This window comes from Chitinophaga sp. 01L420 (assembly GCF_056399985.1).
Map to the genome: position 1 here is coordinate 18,855 of NZ_JBFTSK010000024.1, position 21,809 is coordinate 40,663.

The 21,809-nt window shown below is 44.3% G+C and carries 13 protein-coding genes; 12 read left to right on the plus strand and 1 reads right to left on the minus strand.

The features are described 5' to 3' along the window. Positions 1-14 precede the first annotated feature (14 nt). The 9 genes from AC1DP6_RS21450 (at position 15) to AC1DP6_RS21490 (ending at position 14,446) form a co-directional block, all read left to right on the plus strand. Positions 15-1,232: a glycan-binding surface protein gene (locus AC1DP6_RS21450; protein ID WP_477056638.1), complete on the plus strand. Its 1,218-nt coding sequence runs from the start codon at positions 15-17 to the stop codon at positions 1,230-1,232. Between the two features lie 31 nt (positions 1,233-1,263). Further along, positions 1,264-2,715, plus strand: coding sequence for a cellulase family glycosylhydrolase (locus AC1DP6_RS21455; RefSeq protein ID WP_477056639.1), 1,452 nt, complete (start codon positions 1,264-1,266; stop codon positions 2,713-2,715). 19 nt (positions 2,716-2,734) lie between these two features. Continuing rightward, the gene (locus tag AC1DP6_RS21460) at positions 2,735-4,822 is read left to right on the plus strand and encodes a beta-galactosidase (protein WP_477056640.1); all 2,088 of its coding nucleotides are present in this window, start codon (positions 2,735-2,737) and stop codon (positions 4,820-4,822) included. Positions 4,823-4,845: 23 nt separating this feature from the next. Continuing rightward, positions 4,846-5,748: an alpha/beta hydrolase gene (locus tag AC1DP6_RS21465; RefSeq protein ID WP_477056641.1), complete on the plus strand. Its 903-nt coding sequence runs from the start codon at positions 4,846-4,848 to the stop codon at positions 5,746-5,748. Positions 5,749-5,772: 24 nt separating this feature from the next. Further along, on the plus strand, positions 5,773-5,946 hold the full coding sequence (locus AC1DP6_RS21470; protein ID WP_477056642.1) for a hypothetical protein: 174 nt from the start codon (positions 5,773-5,775) through the stop codon (positions 5,944-5,946). Between the two features lie 235 nt (positions 5,947-6,181). Next, positions 6,182-8,398, plus strand: coding sequence for an RICIN domain-containing protein (locus AC1DP6_RS21475; protein WP_477056643.1), 2,217 nt, complete (start codon positions 6,182-6,184; stop codon positions 8,396-8,398). 143 nt (positions 8,399-8,541) lie between these two features. After that, complete coding sequence (locus AC1DP6_RS21480) at positions 8,542-10,509, plus strand: discoidin domain-containing protein (protein ID WP_477056644.1); 1,968 nt, start codon at positions 8,542-8,544, stop codon at positions 10,507-10,509. A gap of 72 nt (positions 10,510-10,581) precedes the next feature. Then, complete coding sequence (locus AC1DP6_RS21485; RefSeq protein ID WP_477056645.1) at positions 10,582-13,071, plus strand: glycoside hydrolase family 2 TIM barrel-domain containing protein; 2,490 nt, start codon at positions 10,582-10,584, stop codon at positions 13,069-13,071. 160 nt (positions 13,072-13,231) lie between these two features. Next, positions 13,232-14,446, plus strand: a complete 1,215-nt coding sequence (locus tag AC1DP6_RS21490) for an alginate lyase family protein (RefSeq protein WP_477056646.1) — start codon at positions 13,232-13,234, stop codon at positions 14,444-14,446. A gap of 243 nt (positions 14,447-14,689) precedes the next feature. Here AC1DP6_RS21490 and AC1DP6_RS21495 read toward each other — a convergent pair whose 3' ends face one another. Next, on the minus strand, positions 14,690-15,652 hold the full coding sequence (locus AC1DP6_RS21495; RefSeq protein WP_477056647.1) for a hypothetical protein: 963 nt from the start codon (positions 15,650-15,652) through the stop codon (positions 14,690-14,692). Positions 15,653-16,053: 401 nt separating this feature from the next. Between AC1DP6_RS21495 and AC1DP6_RS21500 the strand changes: the two genes are divergently transcribed. The 3 genes from AC1DP6_RS21500 (at position 16,054) to AC1DP6_RS21510 (ending at position 21,756) form a co-directional block, all read left to right on the plus strand. After that, positions 16,054-16,926 (plus strand): sugar phosphate isomerase/epimerase family protein, encoded by an 873-nt coding sequence (locus AC1DP6_RS21500; RefSeq protein WP_477056648.1) that lies wholly within the window; start codon positions 16,054-16,056, stop codon positions 16,924-16,926. Between the two features lie 64 nt (positions 16,927-16,990). Continuing rightward, entirely contained in the window at positions 16,991-18,931 is a 1,941-nt protein-coding gene (locus AC1DP6_RS21505) for a DUF1565 domain-containing protein (RefSeq protein ID WP_477056649.1), read from the plus strand. An 80-nt stretch (positions 18,932-19,011) separates the two neighbouring features. Continuing rightward, complete coding sequence (locus tag AC1DP6_RS21510) at positions 19,012-21,756, plus strand: glycoside hydrolase family 38 N-terminal domain-containing protein (protein WP_477056650.1); 2,745 nt, start codon at positions 19,012-19,014, stop codon at positions 21,754-21,756. The last annotated feature ends 53 nt before the right edge of the window (positions 21,757-21,809 follow it).

Genomic DNA, 21,809 nt, shown 5'->3' on the forward strand with positions numbered 1-21,809 from the left:
CTAAAACTATTACCGTGAATAAAGTAATATTCAACCAGATTTACAGGAACGTACTTTTTTTGGTGCTTACTGCTGTCTTTGCCCTATCGCAATCAGCTTGTAAGAAAGACACCACTGAAGGAGCTCCTGTTATAACGAGTGTTAGAAATTATGCTGCTTCTCCTGATGATACACTTGTTAATTCCATCACTACCGGTCAACGGGTGGTGTTAGTCGGACGTAACTTAAGGGAAGCGGTACAGATCTCTTTCAACGGCGTACCTGCTACTATCAACAGTATCTTGTTTTCGGATACCAGTGCTACCGTATTGGTGCCTGCCGTAATACCATTTCCATCGGTGCCTGCAGAAAGCCTGAATACCATCCAGTATATTACCAAGCATGGGACTACCACTTTTACATTCGGCATTGTGGCCCCACCGCCTACGATTACCAGCATTTCCAACGAAAATGCCAGGGCGGGTGATTCCGTTTATATCTCCGGGTTAAATTTATTTTTTATAAGCGAAATGACTTTTGCCGGTACGCCGATAACAGCCTATACTGTAGCCGGCGATGGTACGTTCATCGGATTTGTACTGCCTGCGCTTTCGCAAAGCGGACCCGTAGTGATCCGCACAAAATCCGGTACTGTTTCCACCCCTTTTAATGTAAACGATTCCACGACCGGCGTACTCTGTGATTTCGATAAGATAAATACTTTCAGCTGGGGTACCGGTACAGACAACAGCAGTGTCAATTTCCCCGGCAACAAGGGCTACTACGCCGTGTTAAATAATGATATTCTACCTGCAGGTGATGGTAACTGGTGGAATTGGCAACGGAGTATAAATACCAACGACGTACAGTGGGTTCCTGTTGACAGTTTAAGTGTTCCTATTGATCAATATGCCATTAAGTTTGAGATCAGTGTTCCTGCTGCATGGACCGGCACCTCTATTTATGTAGTAAAAGGCAACTCATTTGATTATATGGCCCGCTATGAGCCGTGGCAACGCGCCGATGGCACTATTTCTCCTTTTATCACAAAAGGATGGCGTACAGTCACCCTTCCGTTATCAACGTTCAGAGCCAGCGACGGCAAAGGTACGGCAGCTGCAAGCCTGACCAGTTTGCTGGGCAGCACGGCCAAGGGATCTGTAAATATCCATACCAAAAACTTTGCTGCGTCCCCTTCGGCTTCCGGTTTAAAAGCTGCTGTCGATAATATCCGGGTGGTGAAGATTAAATAGCTGCAAAATTTTTTAACCAAATATCATAAATATGAAAACCAAAAATTGGTGTGGACTTATCGGACTTATGCTGTCTGTTGTAATGTTTGCATACTGTAGTAAAAAGAGCGTGGTTACGCCCGAATTGTCGGTTTCATTATCTGACGTTGCTTTTCAGCCGGAAGGCGGCGCTTCCGATGTAACGATTGCCAGTAACGTAGACTGGAATATTGAAAATCCGGCTACTTCCTGGTTGCAGCTAAGTCAGTCAACGGGTGGTAGCAGCAAGGCTGCTATCCGGTTGACGACTGTGCCCAATACCACTGGTGCCTCCCGTTCCGTTGTGCTGGTAGTGAATGCAGGTAATAGCCAGATGCGCAGGGTTAATGTAACACAGGCCAGCGGTATATATCCGGGCTATAATACATCACCGGTTCCTGCCAATTCAACCGGCATGGGAAGTAATGCAGTACAACTGGCCGCTAAATTTAAACTGGGCTGGAACATCGGCAATACCCTGGAGGCTATTGGTGGCGAAACCGCATGGGGAAATCCTTTGATTAACGAAAGTTATATACAGGCTGTAAAACAACAGGGTTTTAATGCTATCCGCCTGCCTTGTTCATGGAACCAGTATTCCGACAAAGCTACTGCCAAGATCCAGGATGCATGGCTCAACCGGGTAAAACAGGTAGTTCAATATTGTGTCAATAACGATATGTATGTTTTACTCAATATCCACTGGGATGGTGGCTGGCTGGATGCCAATATCAACAAGGCAAAAAAGGATTCTGTCAATGCGAAACAAAAAGCATTCTGGGAACAAATTGCTACCACCATGCGTGATTTTGATGAGCACCTGATGTTTGCAAGTGCCAATGAACCTCCGGTAGAAAATGCAGAGCAGATGGACATACTCAACAGCTATCATCAAACCTTCATCAATGCAGTCAGATCCACCGGTGGACGTAACAGCTACAGGGTACTGGTGGTGCAGGGACCTTCAACGGATATTGATAAAACCAATAACCTGATGAATACGCTCCCCACAGATGCGGTAAAAGACCGCATGATGGTGGAAGTACATTATTACACGCCATACCAGTTCTGTTTAATGGAGGACGATGCTTCCTGGGGCAAAATATTTTATTACTGGGGTGCAGGACATCATTCTACCATTGAACCTGATAGAAACGCCACCTGGGGAGAAGAAACTGATGTCAACAACGCCTTTGGCAAGATGAAAACCAAATTCCCAGATAAGCAAATCCCTCTCATCATGGGCGAATACGGCGCTTACAGACGGGGTGGCAGCAGGCATGTTCCCAAAGATCTGAACACTCACAACGATGCCGTGGATTATTGGTTGACTTATGTAACCAAACAGGCAATCGCCAGCGGTATGAAACCCTTTTTCTGGGATACAGGTGGTGCTTTGGACAGGCGGAATAATACGGTGCTTGATAAACGCACTATTGATGCCCTTGTTGCCGGGGGTAGATGAATAAACAATAAATCTTCAGATGAATAGATATTCAATACTTGCTTTAATTACAATTTTGATTTCGGGATTTAAAGCGACATCGCAGGCTGTCCATCCTTTTTTTCCTGAGAAAAATCTCACTACGACCGGTATTTATTATTATCCCGAGCATTGGAACGAAAACCAGTGGGAACGGGATATAAAGAAAATTGCAGAGATGGGCTATGAGTTTGTGCACCTGGCGGAATTTGCGTGGTTTAAAATGGAACCGGAAGAAGGGAAATTTGAGTTTGCATGGCTCGATAAGGTGGTAAACCTCTGTACAAAATATCACCTGAAAGTGCTGATGTGCACGCCCTCTGCAACCACTCCAACCTGGATGAGAACGAATTATCCGGAAACATTTGTAATGGATGGTCATTATATCCGTGGTGAGCAAGGCACGCGCGGATTGGGATCAATCGTGAACCCCGCATACCGGAAGTTTGTGGCCGCCATTGTAACGGAAATGGCTAAACGTTACGGGCAACATAAAGATGTGATTGGCTGGCAACTTGACAATGAGCCTGATGCCAAACCTGATTATAATCCGTCTTCACAGGAGGCATTCCGGCAGTGGCTAAAGAACAAATACAAAACAATTGAGGCTTTGAATACCGCCTGGGGAACTGCCTTCTGGAGTCAGTGGTATAACAATTTTGACCAGGTTATTATCCCTAACACGAATCTGGTAGGGTGGTGGGGTAATAATCCCCATGCCCTGCTGGATTTTAAACGGTACAGTGCAGATGCACAGGGGGCATTCCTCGATTTTCAGGCTGAGATACTGCGAAATTACATCTCGAAAGACCAGTATATCACCACTAATTATACCGCAGTATCTACTGGAGCAGATCCCAGGAGGACGAATAAACTCGATTTTGCTACCTATACTGCCTACCCAAATGGAGGTACTAATAATATCGGGGAGCAGGGCTTTCGTTTAGGAAATAGTAAAGTGATTCTCTTTGCTGCTGAATATTATAAATCTGTCGGCGGTGTATCCGGTGTAATGGAAATTCAGCCGGGCCCGGTAAACTGGGGGAGCTACAATCCGCTTCTTTTACCGGGAACGGTACGAATGTGGTTGTACCACACGTTCGCGGCGGGTGGAAAGCTGGCCTGTTCCTACCGGTTCCGTCAGATCAATTATAGTGCGGAACAATACCATGCAGGCGTAATACAAACAGATGGTGTAACCCCTTCGCAGGGCGGGGAGGAATATATCCAATACATGAAAGAAATAAAGGAACTGCGGAAACGATACAAACCCGGTGCTTCCATGCCTGAAAAACTGACTGCGCGGTCAACAGCCATTCTTTGGAACCTGGAAAATTACTGGACTATTGACCGGCAAAAACAGACCTGGCAATGGGATACCTGGAATTACCCGATTAAATTTCTGGAAATAGCAAAGTCATTTGGCGCGCCTGTGGACCTGATCGCGGAAACAACTGATTTGTCGAAGTACAAATTTGTGATTATTCCGGCATACGAAATGGTGGATAGTGCCCTGGTGAAAAAATGGCATGCATATGCTGCTAACGGGGGACACTTAATTATTACCTGCCGCACTGCCACCAAAGATCGCATGGGACACTTCTGGGAGGGGGAATGCGCCGCTCCTGTATCCGGGCTGATAGGTGCACAGGTGAAAGCAACCGATATGCTTGCCGGTAACGCCAAAGGAGATCTCCTGATGGGCTCCACCCATTACAGCTGGAACAACTGGGCTGATTTACTGGCGCCTGATAAAAATACGGAAACACTTGCTGTATATGACAACCAGTTTTATAAAGGGAAAGCAGCTGTAGTGAAACATAAAGTAGGTAAAGGCACTGTTACCTATATCGGTGTGGATACAGACGATGCTAAACTGGAAGCGGACATACTGAAACAAATTTACACCGGAGCAGGTGCTACCACTGAAAATTATCCTCCTGGCGTATTTGTTTACTGGAGAGATGGTTTTTATATAGCGGTGAATTATTCCTCTGATAATTATGAAATGAAAATACCCGACCCGGCCAAAATATTGATCGGAGGAAAAGTGCTGGAACCAGCAGGGGTATTGGTTTGGAACGAATGAAAAAGCGTGATAAAAAAAATAAAATGAGTAAAAGATATTTATTTATTTCGATTGTATTTACTGTAGCCAGTCACATTTGTTTGGCGCAAACAGCTAAGGTTTCGCTTCCAGCGGACACTGTTCCCACGTTTCCTGATCCACCTACCGGATTTAATGTGCAGCGTAATAATGTACCTCACGGAAAACTAACAGTTGTTCAGTACAACTCGAAAACACTTGGGAAACTTCGGGAAATGAGTGTATATACCCCTCCGGGATATTCGGCAGACAAGAAATATCGGGTGCTGTATCTGTTACATGGTTTGGGAGCAGACTATCGTCAATGGATTGAATGGTGCCAGGCAGATAATATTGCAGATAACCTGATGGCAGATGGTAAAATTCAGCCTGTAATTATGGTTTTCCCCAACTGCGATACTAAGCTGACAGTAACGGATACATCAACAGCCAGCCGTTCCGGGAGAGCGGATAATTTTGAAGGTTATAGAAAATCATTTGAAGAGGATTTATTGAAAGATATCATCCCTTACATCGATTCACATTATTCGACCATTAGCGACGGTGAACATCGTGCTATAGCAGGTTTGTCAATGGGCGGAGGACAGTCGTTAAATATAGGTTTGCATCATCTGGAAATCTTTAGCTATGTAGGTGGATTTTCTTCGGCACCTAATACGAATATGTTCGGCGGTATGTATGCGGATGTCAAATTTATTCCGGATATCAAAGCTGCTCAGGAAAAGTTGAAACTGCTATGGCTGGGATGTGGAAATAAAGATGGGCTTTTTGAGATTAGTGAAAAGGCCCATCGGTATTTGAACGAAATAGGTGTCACCCATATTTGGAATGTAGATACTAACGGGCATGACAACATTGAGTGGGATCGTAACCTGTATCTATTTTCCCAGCATATTTTTAAACGGTAATAAGCGCATTAAATAGATTGAAAGATGGAAAGAAAAGTCATTCTTTTGATGCTGCTGCTTTCTGCCGTTGCAGAAACATTGGTCGCTCAAAGAATAAAAGAGAAGCAACCTAAGAAGCAAAACGATGGTTCGCCTGTTGCCAGGGAAATTGTTACTGTAAAAGCCGGAATCCCTTTTTCAAAAGAGTTGGATTCGTGAGAACGATGTTTTCTTTTTGAATATTATCAAACGCTAATGATAGCGATTATTAAACAATGCTGTTCCAGGTTGAAGGTGCGGCAGCACTTTTGGGTAAAAATTCAATTGCAAACAATTAGTAAAAAACAAAACAATGCGTAAGAAAACCATTTTGCTTTTGTTGTGCCACGTTTTACTTTATACCGCCGTTGCACAAAATGTTACTATTTCAATTAATTCGACTCAAAACAAACGGTTGATTTCCCCATACATATATGGCCGGAACGAAGGCTTTGATAAGCCTGTACAATTTTATAAAGACGCAGGTTTACGTTTCGCCCGTATGAACGGAGGTAATAACGCAACAGGTTATAACTGGCGTAAAAAAATTACGGTCCATCCGGACTGGTATAATAATGTGTATGGTACTAACTGGGATGTATATGCCCAAAATATTGCTGCCAATTATCCTGATATGCAAGGTATGTTTGCTTTTCAGTTAATGGGGAGAGTTGCCTCCAACACCAATAATAACTTCGATGACTGGGCTTTCAACCAGGCCCAGTATTGGGCAGGAGTTGGTCAGAATTTAGCCGGTGGTGGCACACCTAATACGCAAAACCCTTCCGGTAAGGCGCTGGTGGAAGGGAATATTAATTTGTTTACGCAGTTATGGCCTGCCGACTCTTCTGTTGGAATTCTAAATTATTGGTTTGGCGCCAATGGCATAGGGCTCAACAAAAACCAGTTCTTATACTGGAATATGGATAATGAAGTAGATATATGGAGCGGTACACATGACTATGCGATGCCAACACAAATATCGGCTGCTGCCTTTATGGATAACTACATAGCATTAGCAAAGAAAGCGAAAGCTTTATATCCTGGCATCAAGCTCTGCGGACCTGTCACCACCTCGGAATGGCAATGGTACAAGTGGTCGAATGAAAGCATTTACGTAAATGGCAGGTATTATTGCTGGCTCGAATATTTTATTAAACGCCTTGGAGATGAGTATAAGGCAACCGGTATTAAGCTGGTAGATGTAGTGGATATTCACAACTATCCCTCGTATAATAACGATGACGCTGCGGCACTGCAGGGGCACCGGATTTATTATGATACCACATATGACTATCCGGGTTCAAATGGTATCAGAACGCTCACCGGCGGATGGGATGCCTCATTGACAAAACAATATATTTTCAAGCGTATCGATGGCTGGCTGACGGAACATTTTGGCACCAACCATGGCATAACCTGTGGTATAAGCGAATGGGGCACCATGTCAAGCAGCAACCCAAGCCTTGAATCTGTTATATATGCTTCACACCTTGGTACCTTTGCAAACAATGGCGTTGAATTCTTTTCGCCATGGAACTGGTCTGTTGGCATGTGGGAAACATTGCACCTCTTTAGCAGGAATGCAAAGAAATATAGTGTTTCAAGTATTTCTTCACTGGAAAACACGGTATCTGCCTACTCCTCTGTAAATGAAAATGCCGACTCTTTAACGGTGATGCTGGTAAACCGCGACAGGACTACTTCCCGTACTGTTACTATTAATCTGAGCAATTTCACTGTTGCCAATGGAAATTATCAAACCTTGCAGTTGTCATCTTTACCGGCACAGGAAACTTTTGTATCGCACACGCAAAATGCGGTTCAACAAAATACAGTGGCGGTAAGCTCAAATTCACTTACCATCACGGTGCCGGCTCTTTCTACAACGGCGATTTTGCTGGTGAAAGCTGCCGCTTCTGTGACTTACGTTACGCTGGCCAACCGTGCCACCGGATTGTTGATAGACGGCATGTACAGGTACACCGATGGAGCTAATGCAGGGCAATGGAGTAGCAGTGGCAGCGATGCGCAGCAATGGTTGCTGGAAACAACCGGGAGTTATGTGAAGTTGAAAAACCGCGCTTCCGGTCTATATCTTGATGGTATGGGGAGAACAACCAACGGTGCAGTGGCGGGTCAGTGGAGCAATGGTAGCAGCTATAATCAGCAATGGCAACAGACTGCTTCCGGGAGTTATGTTAAGCTAAAGAACCGCGCTACCGGATTATACCTCGACGGTTTAGGCCAAACGACCAATGGTGCAGATGCAGGTCAATGGTCAGAAAGCAGTAGTTATAACCAGCAATGGACAATGGGAACTGTTGCACTGGCAAGAACATCAATGGAAACAGATACTTCTTCTTCGCTGAAAACACAAGAGGCAACCAATAATCGGGCGTCAGTATATCCAAATCCCTTTTCCTCAACATTCAATATAACAATTGATAAACCTGATGAGGTAGAACGTATTATTATATTCGACCTCACAGGTAAGCAGGTGGAAACGGCTAAACGTACCTCCGTTGCGGGCTTAATGTCAATGGGAGCGGCCCTGAAAGCTGGTACGTATATAGTTCGGGTAGAAGCAGGGAAATGGTTGAAGACGTTTAAGGTTGTAAAAATAAATTAGGTCAAAATAATATTAACAACATGATCATTAGTTCAATGAGATATTTGCTGTGTGGAATTGCTTTTTTCCTATGTTCATTTAGTAGTAGCTATGCTCAGACAAAGGCTCCCGACCCATTTGGTCCGGTACCAACGGAAAATCAGATGAGATGGCAGGAGATGAAATACTATGCTTTTATCCATTTCTCCTTAAATACGTATACAGATCAATCGTGGGGGTTTGGCAATGAAGAGGTGAGATTATTTAATCCGGCAAAATTGGATTGTCGTCAGTGGGCCCGCATCTGCAAAGAAGCAGGTATGAAGGGAATAATACTTACTGTAAAGCATCACTGTGGTTTTTGCCTCTGGCCTTCCAAATACACGGAATACTCGGTGAAAAATGCTCCATGGAAAAATGGTAAAGGAGATGTGGTTCGGGAATTGGCGGATGCCTGTAAAGAGTACGGCTTGAAACTAGGTATCTATTTATCGCCCTGGGATAGGAATAGCCCTGATTATGGAAAGCCTGCCTATATCACCTACTTCAGGAATCAGCTGACTGAACTACTTACCAACTACGGACCGATTTTCGAAGTATGGTTTGACGGTGCTAATGGTGGTTCAGGATATTATGGCGGCGCTAATGAAACCCGCACCATTGACCGTACTACTTATTATGACTGGCAGCATACTTATCAGCTGATCCGCAAACTACAACCTGAGTGTGTAATATGGAACGATGGTGGCGACAGGGGAGACCTGCGTTGGGTAGGCACCGAAGGTGGTGTAGTAGGTGAAACTAACTGGAGCTTACTAAATGCCAAAGGTGAGGTAGAATGGAACATGTTGCATTACGGCCTGGAAAGCGGTGATTCCTGGGTGCCAGCCGAAGTAAATACTTCCATCAGACCAGAATGGTTTTATCATCCACATGAAGATGGCCAGGTAAAAACAGTACCGCAATTAATGGAAACATACTATAATTCTATAGGACGCAATGGCACATTGCTACTTAATTTCCCCATTATGCCAAATGGGCTGATTCATCCGAATGATGAAAAAGCCGCGCTTGGATTGGCCAGGGCTGTAAAGGAAGCATTTGCTGTAAATCTGGCTGCAAATAAGCAGGTGAAAGCCTCCAATGTTCGTGGGAATGCCAAAGCGTTTGAAGCAGGTATGGCCATTGATAATAATAAGGATACTTATTGGACAACTGATGATGAGGTGACTAACGCATCGTTAACCATAGATTTTGGTAAACCAACCACGATTAACCGATTCCTGGTGCAGGAATATATCCGGTTAGGGCAACGCGTGAAATCCTTCACGGTAGAGGGGCTTGTTGATGGGAACTGGAAACAGCTGGCAAAAGCAACAACTATCGGATATAAGCGAATACTTCGTTTTCCGGTTGTAACAGCTACGCAGGTTCGTTTTAATATTACCGGTTCAAAAAGCTGCCCTGTAATTTCCAATATTGGCATTTATAATGCACCGCAGATCCTGGCTGCTCCTTCCATTAGTAGGAATCAGTCTGGTGAAATAACCATCACGCCGGCGGATATGGAGTCGGTTGTTTACTATATGCCCGGCAGCGGACAACCATCTTCCAGATCAAAAAAATACACCGGTCCCTTTCCATCAGATGGGAAATTGGAGATCAGTGCTATTGCCTATGAACCAGCTACCGGTAAAAGCAGTCCTGTATCCCGGGAAAAATTTGATATTTCCCGAAAGAACTGGAGGATTACCGGACCAAACGATGAAAAGGCAAACCTAATCCTGGATGGAAACCCATCTACTGCATGGCATCAAAGTAACGATATAAAAATGCCCATTGATCTGGTGCTCGATTTGGGAAGTGAGCAAAACCTATCTGGTTTCAAATATCTGCCGGACCAGGGCACTACCACTGGCGCCATTGCAAAATATCAATTTTTTGTTTCGCAGAACAATACGGATTGGAAGCTGGCAGATGAAGGAGAATTCCCAAACATAAAAAATAATCCATTATGGCAAACGAGGCGCTTTACACCGGTAAAGGCCCGTTATGTAAGACTTCGTGCCGTGCGTGAGGCGAATGGTAACGATAATGCCGGATATGCCGAAGTAGATGTGATCACCCAATAATTAATCATAGCCCGAGAGCCTGTCCATATACCTGGCATCCCGGTTAAATAAAATTTGTAAGGATTGTAACGCATGAAAAAGATAGTTAGGATAGTAGTTGCATTGACTGTAATATTTTTTTACGAGTCAGTATGTTATGCCCATATTTTTTTACCAAAAGCACTTAGTGATAATATAGCCCTGCAAAGGCATATCGTTGCTCCGGGACCGGGAAATGGCTCTCCCGGCAGTATTGAGCGGAAACAATTATTTGATGATAGCTGGAAGTTTTTTCCAGGCGATATGCCTGACGCTAAAAAGAAAGACTTCGATGATAAAAATTGGCGAAGCCTTGACTTACCACATGATTGGAGCATTGAAGGGAAGATAAATCCCAAAAACCCGACCGGAGGTGCTGGTGGATACTTCCCTGCCGGTATAGGATGGTACCGGAAAACCTTCCCCGTTCCAGGGGAGTGGAAAGGCGAACAGGTTTCTATTTATTTTGAAGGGGTGTATATGAACTCCGAAGTTTTTATTAATGGGAAATCGCTGGGCATTTATCCGTATGGCTATACTTCGTTTGGTTATGACCTTTCACCTTACCTGGTGTTTGGTGAAGAAAATGTCATATCAGTCAGGGTAGACAATTCTCAACAGGTAAACAGCCGGTGGTATAGTGGTTCTGGTATCTATCGCCATGTTTGGATGATGGTTACAGATCCCGTGCATGTGGCACAATGGGGTGTTGCCATTTCAACTACGGAGGTTACTTCAAAAAAAGCCACGGTCCAGGTAAAAACGCTGGTGAAAAATGAAACATCTATCCATCAAAGTATTGTGATTAGAACGCTTCTTTGGAATAAAAAAGCCAAAAATGCAGGTAATGATCAGGTAAAGGTTGAACTACCAGCGAATGGTGAAAAGGAGATTACCCAAACTATACAGGTGTCCAGTCCTTTATTGTGGTCACCTGAAATACCCTGTTTATACCAGGCGGAAGTACAGGTAGTAAAGGATAAAAAAGTAGTGGACGACATCCAATCAGATTTTGGTATCCGCTCGATAAAATTTAGTCCTGAAAACGGTTTTCAGCTGAATGGTAAAACAGTAAAAATGAATGGTGGCTGCGTGCATCACGATAATGGATGCTTAGGCGCTGCTGCTTTTGACCGTGCCGAAGAACGCAAGGTGGAGTTGCTGAAGGTTGCCGGATTCAACGCTGTAAGAACGTCTCATAATCCTCCCTCTGAAGCTTTTTTAAACGCCTGCGATAAATTAGKGTTGCTGGTAATGGACGAAGCATTTGATTGTTGGAGAATAGGGAAAAATAAGAATGACTATGCCTTGTATTTTGATAAGTGGTGGAAGCGCGATTTGGAATCAATGGTTGCGCGTGATCGTAATCATCCGTCGGTTGTTATGTGGAGCATAGGAAATGAGATACCAGAGAGGGGAGAGCCGGAAGCAATAAAAACGGCAAAAATGCTGGCCGATGCCATCCGGAAAATAGATGTTTCCCGTCCCATCACATCCGCCATTGTAGAAAATAATAAAAACTGGACGGCTTTTGATTCACTCATGGATATACATGATGTAGCTGGTTATAATTATCACTTGTATAGTGCCCCCGCTGACCATCAAAGAGTTCCTTCACGTATGATTGTTCAAACGGAATCCTATCCGAGAGATGCTTTTACCAATTGGAAGCTGGTGCAGGATAACCATTATGTTGTCGGTGATTTTGTTTGGACGGCAATGGATTATTTAGGAGAATCGTCGATAGGTCGCTGGTATTATTCAGGGGATGTCCCGGGTCAACATTGGGAGCATGATTTCTTTCCCTGGCATGGTGCTTATTGTGGTGATATAGATCTGATTGGATGGAGAAAACCTATTTCACATTATAGAGGTATGCTGTATAATAATGGAGAAAAGCTCTATATGGCYGTTCGTGAACCKGCTCCGGAACCWWTWGAAATCAAAGAAACCTGGTGGTCKGTATGGCCAACCTGGGAAAGCTGGACATGGCCTGGATTTGAAGGGAAGAATGTTTCTGTGGAGGTTTATTCAAAATATCCGAAAGTCCGGCTTTACCTCAACAACAAACTTATTGACGAGCAGGCAACTACCGGTGATCAACAGTTTAAAGCAACCTTTTCTGTTCCTTATTCGCCAGGCTTACTTAAAGCTGTAGGGGTGGAACATGGTAAGGAAATTGAATCGGCTATGCTGCAAACTGCCGGTAGTGCAGCAAAAATAAAACTAACTGCTGATCGAAAGGAAATATTGGCAAATGGACAAGCCCTTATTTTCGTTACCGTCGAAATCACAGATCAGGAGGGCATATTTCAACCCAATTCCGCAACCCGTTTGCAGTTCAGGATAGATGGGCCTGGGGTTATAGCAGGAGTTGATAATGCTGATATTAAAGATACTGATCCATACACAGGTAATACACGTAAAGCATGGCACGGCCGCGCATTAGTCGTAATTAGAAGTACTCATCGTACCGGTGATATTAAGCTTACGGTAAGTTCACCTGGATTAACGGAGAATACTTTGAGTATAAAAACACTTTAAAGTTGCCAGTACTATTCGGATTAATATTTCTTATGCACACAGTAATCAGAAGTTAATCAAAAAAAATAGTCATTTTCCCAGATTTCAGGCAACCTGCGTTAGTGATTTACCGTATTTAATAATTTATTGTCTTTTTAACACTTATAAAGTTGAGGAACCTATGAAAGCCAGGAAGCTATGCATTATTTTGGGTGTATTTTTATTTTCTCTTGTAATGGCGTGCAGAAAAGAAATGGCTAATGCCGCAGAAAAGCTGCCATTGAATAATCACGACACCATTTTTGTGCATCCGGGGTTATTACATAAACAGTCGGATTTTGACCGCATGAAAAGTAAAGTTGACGCGGGGGCAGCGCCCTGGCTATCCGGCTGGAACAAACTGACCACCAACGCACATAGTGCGCTCAGCTGGCAACCCAACCCGGCGGATACAGTTTACCGGGGCAGTGACGGAATTCATCATGAAAACTATGGTCAGCTGTATAACGATATCGCCGCTGCTTATGCTACGGCATTAAGATGGAAGGTCTCCGGCGACGAAGCATATGCTAATAAGTCGATACAGATCATGAACGCATGGTCAGCCAGATTAAAGAGAATCGGTGGAAACAACGACGCCAACCTGGCAGCGGGATTGTATGGCTATCAGTTTGCCAATGCAGCAGAGATTATGAGAACTTACCGGGGCTGGGCTCCGGCAGACTTCTCCCGGTTCCAGCAGATGATGTTGCATGTTTTTTATCCGATGAATCATGCTTTTCTGACAAGAAAAGAGAAGTGTATGAGTCATTTCTATGCAAACTGGGATCTTTGTGTTATGAACTCTATCCTGGCTACGGGTGTGCTGTGCGACGATCGGGACATCTATAATGAAGCAATCAGCTATTTCAAATATGGGGCAGGTAACGGCGCGATTGCGAATGCCATTTATTTTGTTCATCCAGATGGCCTGGGGCAATGGCAGGAAAGTGGCCGCGATCAGGGACATGCGACACTGGGCATAGGATTAATGGGCGCATTTTGCGAAATGGCCTGGAGTCAGGGTGATGATATGTATGGTTATGACAACAACCGCTTCCTAAAGGGCGCAGAGTATGTAGCGGCCTATAACCTGGGCGATTCCGTTTATTTTAAGCCTTATACCAATTGTGTTGGCGTGGTGCAAAATATGATCAGCAGCTCCAGCCGGGGAAATACCCGCCCCATTTGGGAGCTGGTGTATAATCATTATGTAAATCGTAAAGGGCTGACTGCTCCAAATTGTGCACGGTTTGCCCAGAAAGTGCGACCGGAGGGCGGTGGCGGAAATTACGGGCCTAATAGCGGTGGTTATGACCAACTGGGTTATGGAACATTAACCTGTACATTGAAATAAGAATTTATCTGGTTAAAAGCAAAAAGCCTGGGGCGGATGCTCCAGGCTTTCTACTACTAAGTAATCTTTTTTATAACAGGAATCCGTATAATCAGTAAACTCGGTAAGAAACTGCCTGAGACGGCCATTACAAGAATAGGTCTCCCCCTGTATGGAAGAAGATGACTGATGTTTAACAAAAGCTGTAGTTCTCTTGAATTTGATGCAAGAGTAGCTTTAAATGAAATGAGGGATATTTTTAACTTATTCGATCACTATTTTTGATTGCTGAAAAATGGCTGTCCACTGTTTGATGACATCTGCAGGTAAGGCACCCTGGCGAACGCCCAAGTCGAGGAGATGCCATCTCGTAACACCCCGCACCAGGTAGCATAAATTAGATTCAGAGTCGTCCCCTGCGCATTCCGCTTTGAAAAGCGCCGATTTTTCAGTTTTGCTAATTAGCGTATACTTTGAGTCGTTGCAGATTTTCTTGAATTGTGTACTATATCTGGCAAGGACGCTTTCCAGACTTTCCTTACCGGTATTTTTTTCTGAAACAAATGATATGACCGTAGCCCAGTGCTCAGGGCTTTCACTAATAGGTATCACCTGTTTGAGATGCATAGTGGAATCGTCGTTATCGAGAATGATCTTCCATTTTGGGTCTGCTGGCAGTGCTATTTGTATTAACTCCTGTTTTGCAGGTAGGTCAGGTTTGAAGGTCTGGGCCACCCGATGAAATAGATCCCGCCGGCCTGGAAATCTTGTGGCGGTACTGGTGCAGGTGATGATATAAGCCCTGTTATTACTGCATACGACAAAGTCACTGGAGGACAGGGTATCTTTATTAGGGCCTCCTATGTGTACGTCATCGAACCACAGCATCTTTTTTCCATTTACCACGTAGCTGCCCGTATCTAGCATTTGAAGACGGGTTGGAGAGGTAGCCGTTGCCAGATAGATAAACGCGCTATCTGCACTTATTCCCGGATGATTAACAATGGTAATATTGATATTATCGGGAAATTGTTTACTGGAGTCTGTCACTGGGCTAGCGTCTTTTGCCATCATACTGACATTTGGATTGTCGGTAATTGTCCAATACCGCCACTTTTCCGGAATACCAATATAGTAGTGGTTGGTGGTATCCCTGTAGGGATAGAGCAGCTGTGCGTGGGTAACAATTTGTAAAAGCAGTAAACTGCAAAGGAGAAAATATTTCATAAGTACTAAATGCTACTGTCCAGGAAGGCACAAATATATGTAAATCGGTGTTACGTTTTCGGGTTGGCCATACGAGACCATTTAGCATGAAATATTAGGGGTAAATCGTGTCTATTGGAGTGTGTCCGGCTGCTGATGAAAAGCAACATCGCTGCTTTCTCTTCTTTTTAACAACAACAAAAAGACGGTCTCTGAAAAAATAAGTTTGTTCAAATGTTTGAACATATGAACAAATGTAGTAATTTCCCTGGGACTATAAGTACCGTTATGAAAGGAATTGAGCTTATTCCATTCCCTCCGTTATGTCCCTACTATTAGTTTGTGCCAGCGATTTGTATTGCTCAAAAAAATGAAGTACAGATAGCCGGGACCCGGTTAGTATTCTAATCAACATTGATGATATGACTGAACATATTCAACCAATCAACCTAACGTTGCAGTTTTTCTGCCCCAGATGGGGACAGGAGCATGAAACTTATGACACCTTTTGCCGAAAGGTAAAGGAAGCCGGATATGATGGTATTGAAGCGCCTGCTCCGTTCGATGCAGGTGAAAAGGACGCCCTTATGTCTGCTCTTGCGAAATTCGATCTGCTGCTGATAGGCCAGTACTATCAATCATTTGAAAGAGATTTTGACGTACATAAAACCAATTATGAAAAACACCTGCGCTGTCTCATGGAAGCCAGGCCGGTTAAGATAGATTCGCAAACAGGGAAAGACTATTATTCACTTGAACAGAATAAAGCGCTATTTGATCTGGCAAAAAAAATATCGGTTGAATATAATATTCCCGTTGCGCATGAAACACACCGGAATAAAGCGCTGTACGCCGCGCATACCACAAAGCATATATTAGAACAGATCCCTGATTTGCCCATCACCGCCGACTTCTCACACTGGTGCGTGGTCGCCGAAAGTTTGCTGGAAGATCAGGAAGCAGCTATTGCACTGGCCTGCCGTCATGCTATTCACATACATGCCCGGATAGGTTATGAAGAAGGTCCGCAGGTAAATGATCCCCGTTCGCCGGAATGGGAAAGGCAGTTGCAGGTGCATTTGCAGTGGTGGGATACCATCCTCAGGCACCGGGAAAAAAACGGGGACTTCACCATGACGATTTCTCCTGAATTCGGTCCCCTGCCTTATATGCCATCTGCACCATATACCCGGCAACCACTGGCCAACCAGTGGGAGATAAATGTGCATATGATGCAGTTATTAAGAAAACGCTACCCTAATTCAACAAATAACTTACATCATGGCAGCGACTAACCACCAAATAACTCCGGAAGGTTGAATAAATCTGAGATTCGGATAAGATGATAAAACAGTGAACATGAAAAATTTCTTTTGCGGAATGCTCGTACTATACAGCATCTCCACTTTTGCACAAAAAAAAGCAGCAGATAACAATAGTCCGCTTCATCATGAATACCATGTGTCGGTCAATGGCAATGATGTGAATGATGGTTCATCGTCCAGCCCTTTTAAAACCATTATGGCAGCCGCCAACAAAGCAATGCCTGGCGACGTGATTACTGTGCATGCCGGTATTTATCGCGAACAGATAACGCCTCCCCGGGGAGGAGTGTCCGATAAGGAGAGAATTGTATACCAGGCCGCCAAAGGAGAGAAGGTGATTATAAAAGGATCTGAAACAGTAAAAGGCTGGCAACACCAGGAGCATGATATATGGGTAGTGAAAATTCCCAACAGCTTTTTCAAAGAGTTTAATCCCTATAAAGAATATATTCACGGTGATTGGTTTTCGCCTAACCCCAAGGACAGAAAATACCTGAGAGGAGCCGTATATCTGAATGGTGACTGGCTGATGGRAGCTGCCAAAAAAGAAGAGGTGTTTAATACAACCGATCCCAAAAATCCGCTTTGGTGTGCCACTGCAGACGCTGACAGTACCACCATCTTTGCGCAGTTTAAAAATGTGGATCCAAACAGGGAACTGGTGGAAATAAATGTTCGCCCAACGGTTTTTTATCCTGATAAACCGTTCATGAATTTTATCACCGTCAGGGGATTTACGATGGAACAAGCTGCTACCAACTGGGCGCCGCCTACTGCTGAACAAATGGGATTGATTGGTACACATTGGAGCCGTGGATGGATCATTGAAAATAATATCATCCAGTATTCAAAATGTGTGGGCATTGCCCTGGGCAAATATGGAGATGACCACGATAATAATCAAACGGAATCGGCAGAAGGTTATGTTGGGACTATCAAAAGGGCACTGGCTTTCGGTTGGAACAGGGGAACTATTGGCGGGCACCTTGTTCGCAACAATACGATCGCTTATTGTGAGCAAACGGGTATTGTGGGTAGCATGGGATGTGCTTTCAGTGTGGTAGAAGGAAATACCATCCACGATATTCATATCCGCCGCTTATTTAATGGTGCTGAACAAGCTGCTATTAAATTTCATGGTGCTGTAGATGTACAAATCCGTAACAATCATATTTATCGCAGCAATTTTGGTATTTGGCTCGACTGGATGGCGCAGGGCGCCCAGATAAAGAATAACCTGATGCATGATAATGACGAGGATATTTTTCTGGAGGTGGATCATGGCCCTATGCTGGTGAGCAATAATATCCTCCTGTCTAAAACCAATCTGCTGATGAACTCAAGCGGAGCCGCTTTTGTTCATAATATTTTCGGCGGGAAAATGAATGTCATCAACTATGACAGCCGGTTAACGCCATATCTCCAACCTCACGCTACTGATGTTGCCGGTTTACACGATAATCCTGGCGGAGATATCCGGTTTGTCAATAATTTATTTGTAAATGAAGGCAATGCAAGTCAGTACGCTAAAGCGTTGTTGCCTGTAACATTTAACGGAAATGTATACACGAAGGGAACGGTAAGAGCCGTCAATAATGATATGCCCATGAAATTTGGAGAGATGGGTAAAGATGCCCGGGAGAAATTAAAAAACTATAAAGAACAGGACGCAACAGAACAGCAGGCATTGATTAAAAATGATTTTGATGCGGGCGCGCGTTTAATAACCCGGAAAGATGGTGTTTACCTGGAAATTAACCTGGATAAAAACTGGTTGTCAGAAAAAGCAAGAAAACTGGTAACCACCCAAACGCTGCACCCGGCCATGGTTCCTGACCTGCCTTTTGAAAACGTGGATGGCTCTCCACTCAAAATAGATCTGGATTATTCCGGTAGTCGGCGTAATGCGGCCAATCCTTCTCCAGGGGCTTTTGAAATTAAGCAAAGCGGGCAGCAACAAATTAAGGTATGGTAAGATGCTTAAAATAAGCAACCAATGGCGCTACACATTTTTGTTCATTTTTCCAATCATAAACATTCACTAAAATGATATTTATGTATACACCGAAAATCAGATCCGCCATTGGCTGGTTCATAACAAGGGTCGGGTATTTCCGGGCTTTATTCCTGCGCAAAGGTAGCGGGGCATTTGTGGTGGTTAGCTGCGTTTTTTCCATGGTGATGCTGATGGCCGCTTTTCCTGCGATGTCACAAAACGTTCCCCAATCGCCCATACCGGTGCCTGAGCCGCCTTCTAATTTGCTACCAGGAAAAAAGGCGCCTGTAGTAACAGATATCTGGGTAGTATTTAAAACGCATTGCGATTTGGGATACACGATGTCAGTGGATGCTGTGCTGAAAAAGTATCGTGAAGATATGATGGATAATGCCGTTCGTTTGATAGAGGCCGATAAAAAGAAGCCGGCTGATGATCGTTTTAAATGGACGATCGCCGGGTGGCCCATGAAAGCGGATATCCTGGGACCTTTACAAACACCGGAAAGAAAAGCGAAGGTAGAACAGGCGCTCAGAGATGGAGCCATCAGTGTTCACGCGTTGCCGGCAACGATGGAGTCGGATGTGATGGAGCCGGAGGACTATGTACGGGGACTGATTTTTTCGTCACAAATAGCCCGCGAATATGGGCATAAACTGCCTATTGCTGCGAAGATGACCGACGTGCCGGCTCACAGCTGGTTGCTGCCTACCCTGTTGCATCATGCCGGTGTAAAATTCCTTCAAATAGGCTGCAACTATACGGTGCAGCCTATGCGGCTGCCACAGCTCTTTTGGTGGGTAGGACCCGATGGCTCACAGGTACTTTGTAACTATACGCCACATTATGGCTCAGGTGTAAAACCTCCGGACAACTGGCCTTCAAAAAATTACCTGGCAGTAATTATGACACATGACAACGAAGGTCCGCCATCTCCAAAAGAAATTGAAGCCGTTAAAAAACAGGTAGCGGAAATGAAAGGGGTAAGACTTCATCTGGCTGATCTGGAGGAATACGCAAAGGCCGTATTGCAGGAAAATCCCGCTATTCCAACAGTAAATGGCGATATGGTTGATCCGTGGATACATGGGGTAATGGCGATGCCTGTGGAATCAAAAACAGCAAGAAATGTGCGGCCCCTTGCGCCGGCATTGGATATATTGAATACACAATTGAATGGGTGGGGAATTGCAACCGCTTCTTTAACGACGTCGTTGGCAAAGGCCTATGAGAACAGTATGCTTTTTAGCGAGCATACATTTGGTGCCTGGGCCCCGGGTACCGGATTTTTTTCAACAGATGGTGTGAGTAATGTTGAAGGCAGATATAAATACAACGAAGATTTTATCAACGCAAGAAAGGAAGGGTTTTATAAAAAATTTGAAGCCAGTTTCAGAGATAAAGCACGGTACATCAATATCACAGACAGTATCATCTCAACAGCATTGAACACAAGATTAAACCTGCTGGCGGCTAATGTTAAAGCAAAGCCCGGAGAAATACTGGTATACAACGCTTTGCCATGGGTCCGAAGCGGAATGGTAGCCATCGACGGAGAAATGATGGTAGCAGAAAATATTCCGGCTAATGGTTATAAGGTAATAACGAAAGCAGTAGCAACTGCTGATACGTCTGATGCAAATACACTTACCCTCAACACAAATTTTTATACGGTAAAGTTTGATAATAAAAAGGGAGGAATCGTTTCATTGATTGAAAAAGCGTCCGGGAAAGAACTGGTCGATCAAAAATCAAACTATGCACTGGGCCAGTTTTTACACGAGCGATTCAGCTATGACCAAACGGTGGATTATCACAACAGGAATTATACAATGAATAACCCGTTGGCAGGAACAAAGCCCGATATGCCCAAAGATATTTCCTATCAGAGCAGTACACCCGGTGATTGGAAAATTAAAATGGAGCATTCGTCTGTTGCGGACAAAGTTACACTGGTCGCTGTTAACGCGAGCCCGCTTGCCGGGGCCGTTTCCATAGCATATACGTTCCCATTGGATTTTCCATACATAGACATGGAGTGGAAAATAACTGATAAGGTGCCAAACACGGTTCCGGAGGGAGGCTGGCTTTGCCTTCCTTTTAATGTTAATCAGCCTGAGTTTTTGGTAGGACGATTAGGAGGAACCATTAACCTGGCAAAAGACCAGATTGTGGGCGGTAACCGGTATCTCTATGGCGTAAACACTGGCGTGTCTCTGGTAGGACCAGGCAATTCCGGGGTTGGCGTTTGTGCTATAGATGCGCCACTGCTAAGCTTTGGAGAGCCAGGTCTCTGGAAATACGATTATGATTATTTTCCGAAGAAAGCCACGGTGTTTGTGAATTTGTATAACAATATGTGGAATACTAATTTTCCTTATTGGACAGAGGGTTCATGGAGTGAGCGGGTACGCATATGGAGTATAAAACAGGGAGAGAAAACAGAAGAAAATCTTGCGGTGAAATCATGGGAAGCCAGGGTGCCCCTCCTGGCTGTCTCCACCAGCGGAACCGGGAAGATACTGCCTTCCAGCCAGTCCGGAGTGACTGTTTCCCGTAAAGGAGTGCTGGTTACAGCTTTTGGTACTGATCCGGATGGCAATAAAGGTACTTTGTTACGGATATGGGAGCAGGCAGGCAACACCGCAAAAGTGAATGTGACCTTACCTGAAAGCAGGCAGCTGAAATACGCCACCCCGGTTAATCTTCGTGGCGAACCGGTTGGTAAAAAGATACCGGTTAATAAAAATATACTAACTGTTTCTTTACACGCTTACGAGCCGCTGAGTTTTATTTTGCAGTAAACGCCTGCATTAATTCCCGGGTTGGCTGGCAAACTGAATTAATTCATTCTAAT

What these genes read in the sequence shown, in the direction of transcription:
- AC1DP6_RS21455 (WP_477056639.1), top strand. Translation starts at nt 1,264, where the DNA reads ATGAAAACCAAAAATTGGTGTGGACTTATCGGACTTATGCTGTCTGTT.
- AC1DP6_RS21460 (WP_477056640.1), top strand. Translation starts at nt 2,735, where the DNA reads ATGAATAGATATTCAATACTTGCTTTAATTACAATTTTGATTTCGGGA.
- AC1DP6_RS21465 (WP_477056641.1), top strand. Translation starts at nt 4,846, where the DNA reads ATGAGTAAAAGATATTTATTTATTTCGATTGTATTTACTGTAGCCAGT.
- AC1DP6_RS21470 (WP_477056642.1), top strand. Translation starts at nt 5,773, where the DNA reads ATGGAAAGAAAAGTCATTCTTTTGATGCTGCTGCTTTCTGCCGTTGCA.
- AC1DP6_RS21480 (WP_477056644.1), top strand. Translation starts at nt 8,542, where the DNA reads ATGAGATGGCAGGAGATGAAATACTATGCTTTTATCCATTTCTCCTTA.
- AC1DP6_RS21490 (WP_477056646.1), top strand. Translation starts at nt 13,232, where the DNA reads ATGAAAGCCAGGAAGCTATGCATTATTTTGGGTGTATTTTTATTTTCT.
- AC1DP6_RS21495 (WP_477056647.1), bottom strand. Translation starts at nt 15,652, where the DNA reads ATGAAATATTTTCTCCTTTGCAGTTTACTGCTTTTACAAATTGTTACC.
- AC1DP6_RS21500 (WP_477056648.1), top strand. Translation starts at nt 16,054, where the DNA reads ATGACTGAACATATTCAACCAATCAACCTAACGTTGCAGTTTTTCTGC.
- AC1DP6_RS21510 (WP_477056650.1), top strand. Translation starts at nt 19,012, where the DNA reads ATGTATACACCGAAAATCAGATCCGCCATTGGCTGGTTCATAACAAGG.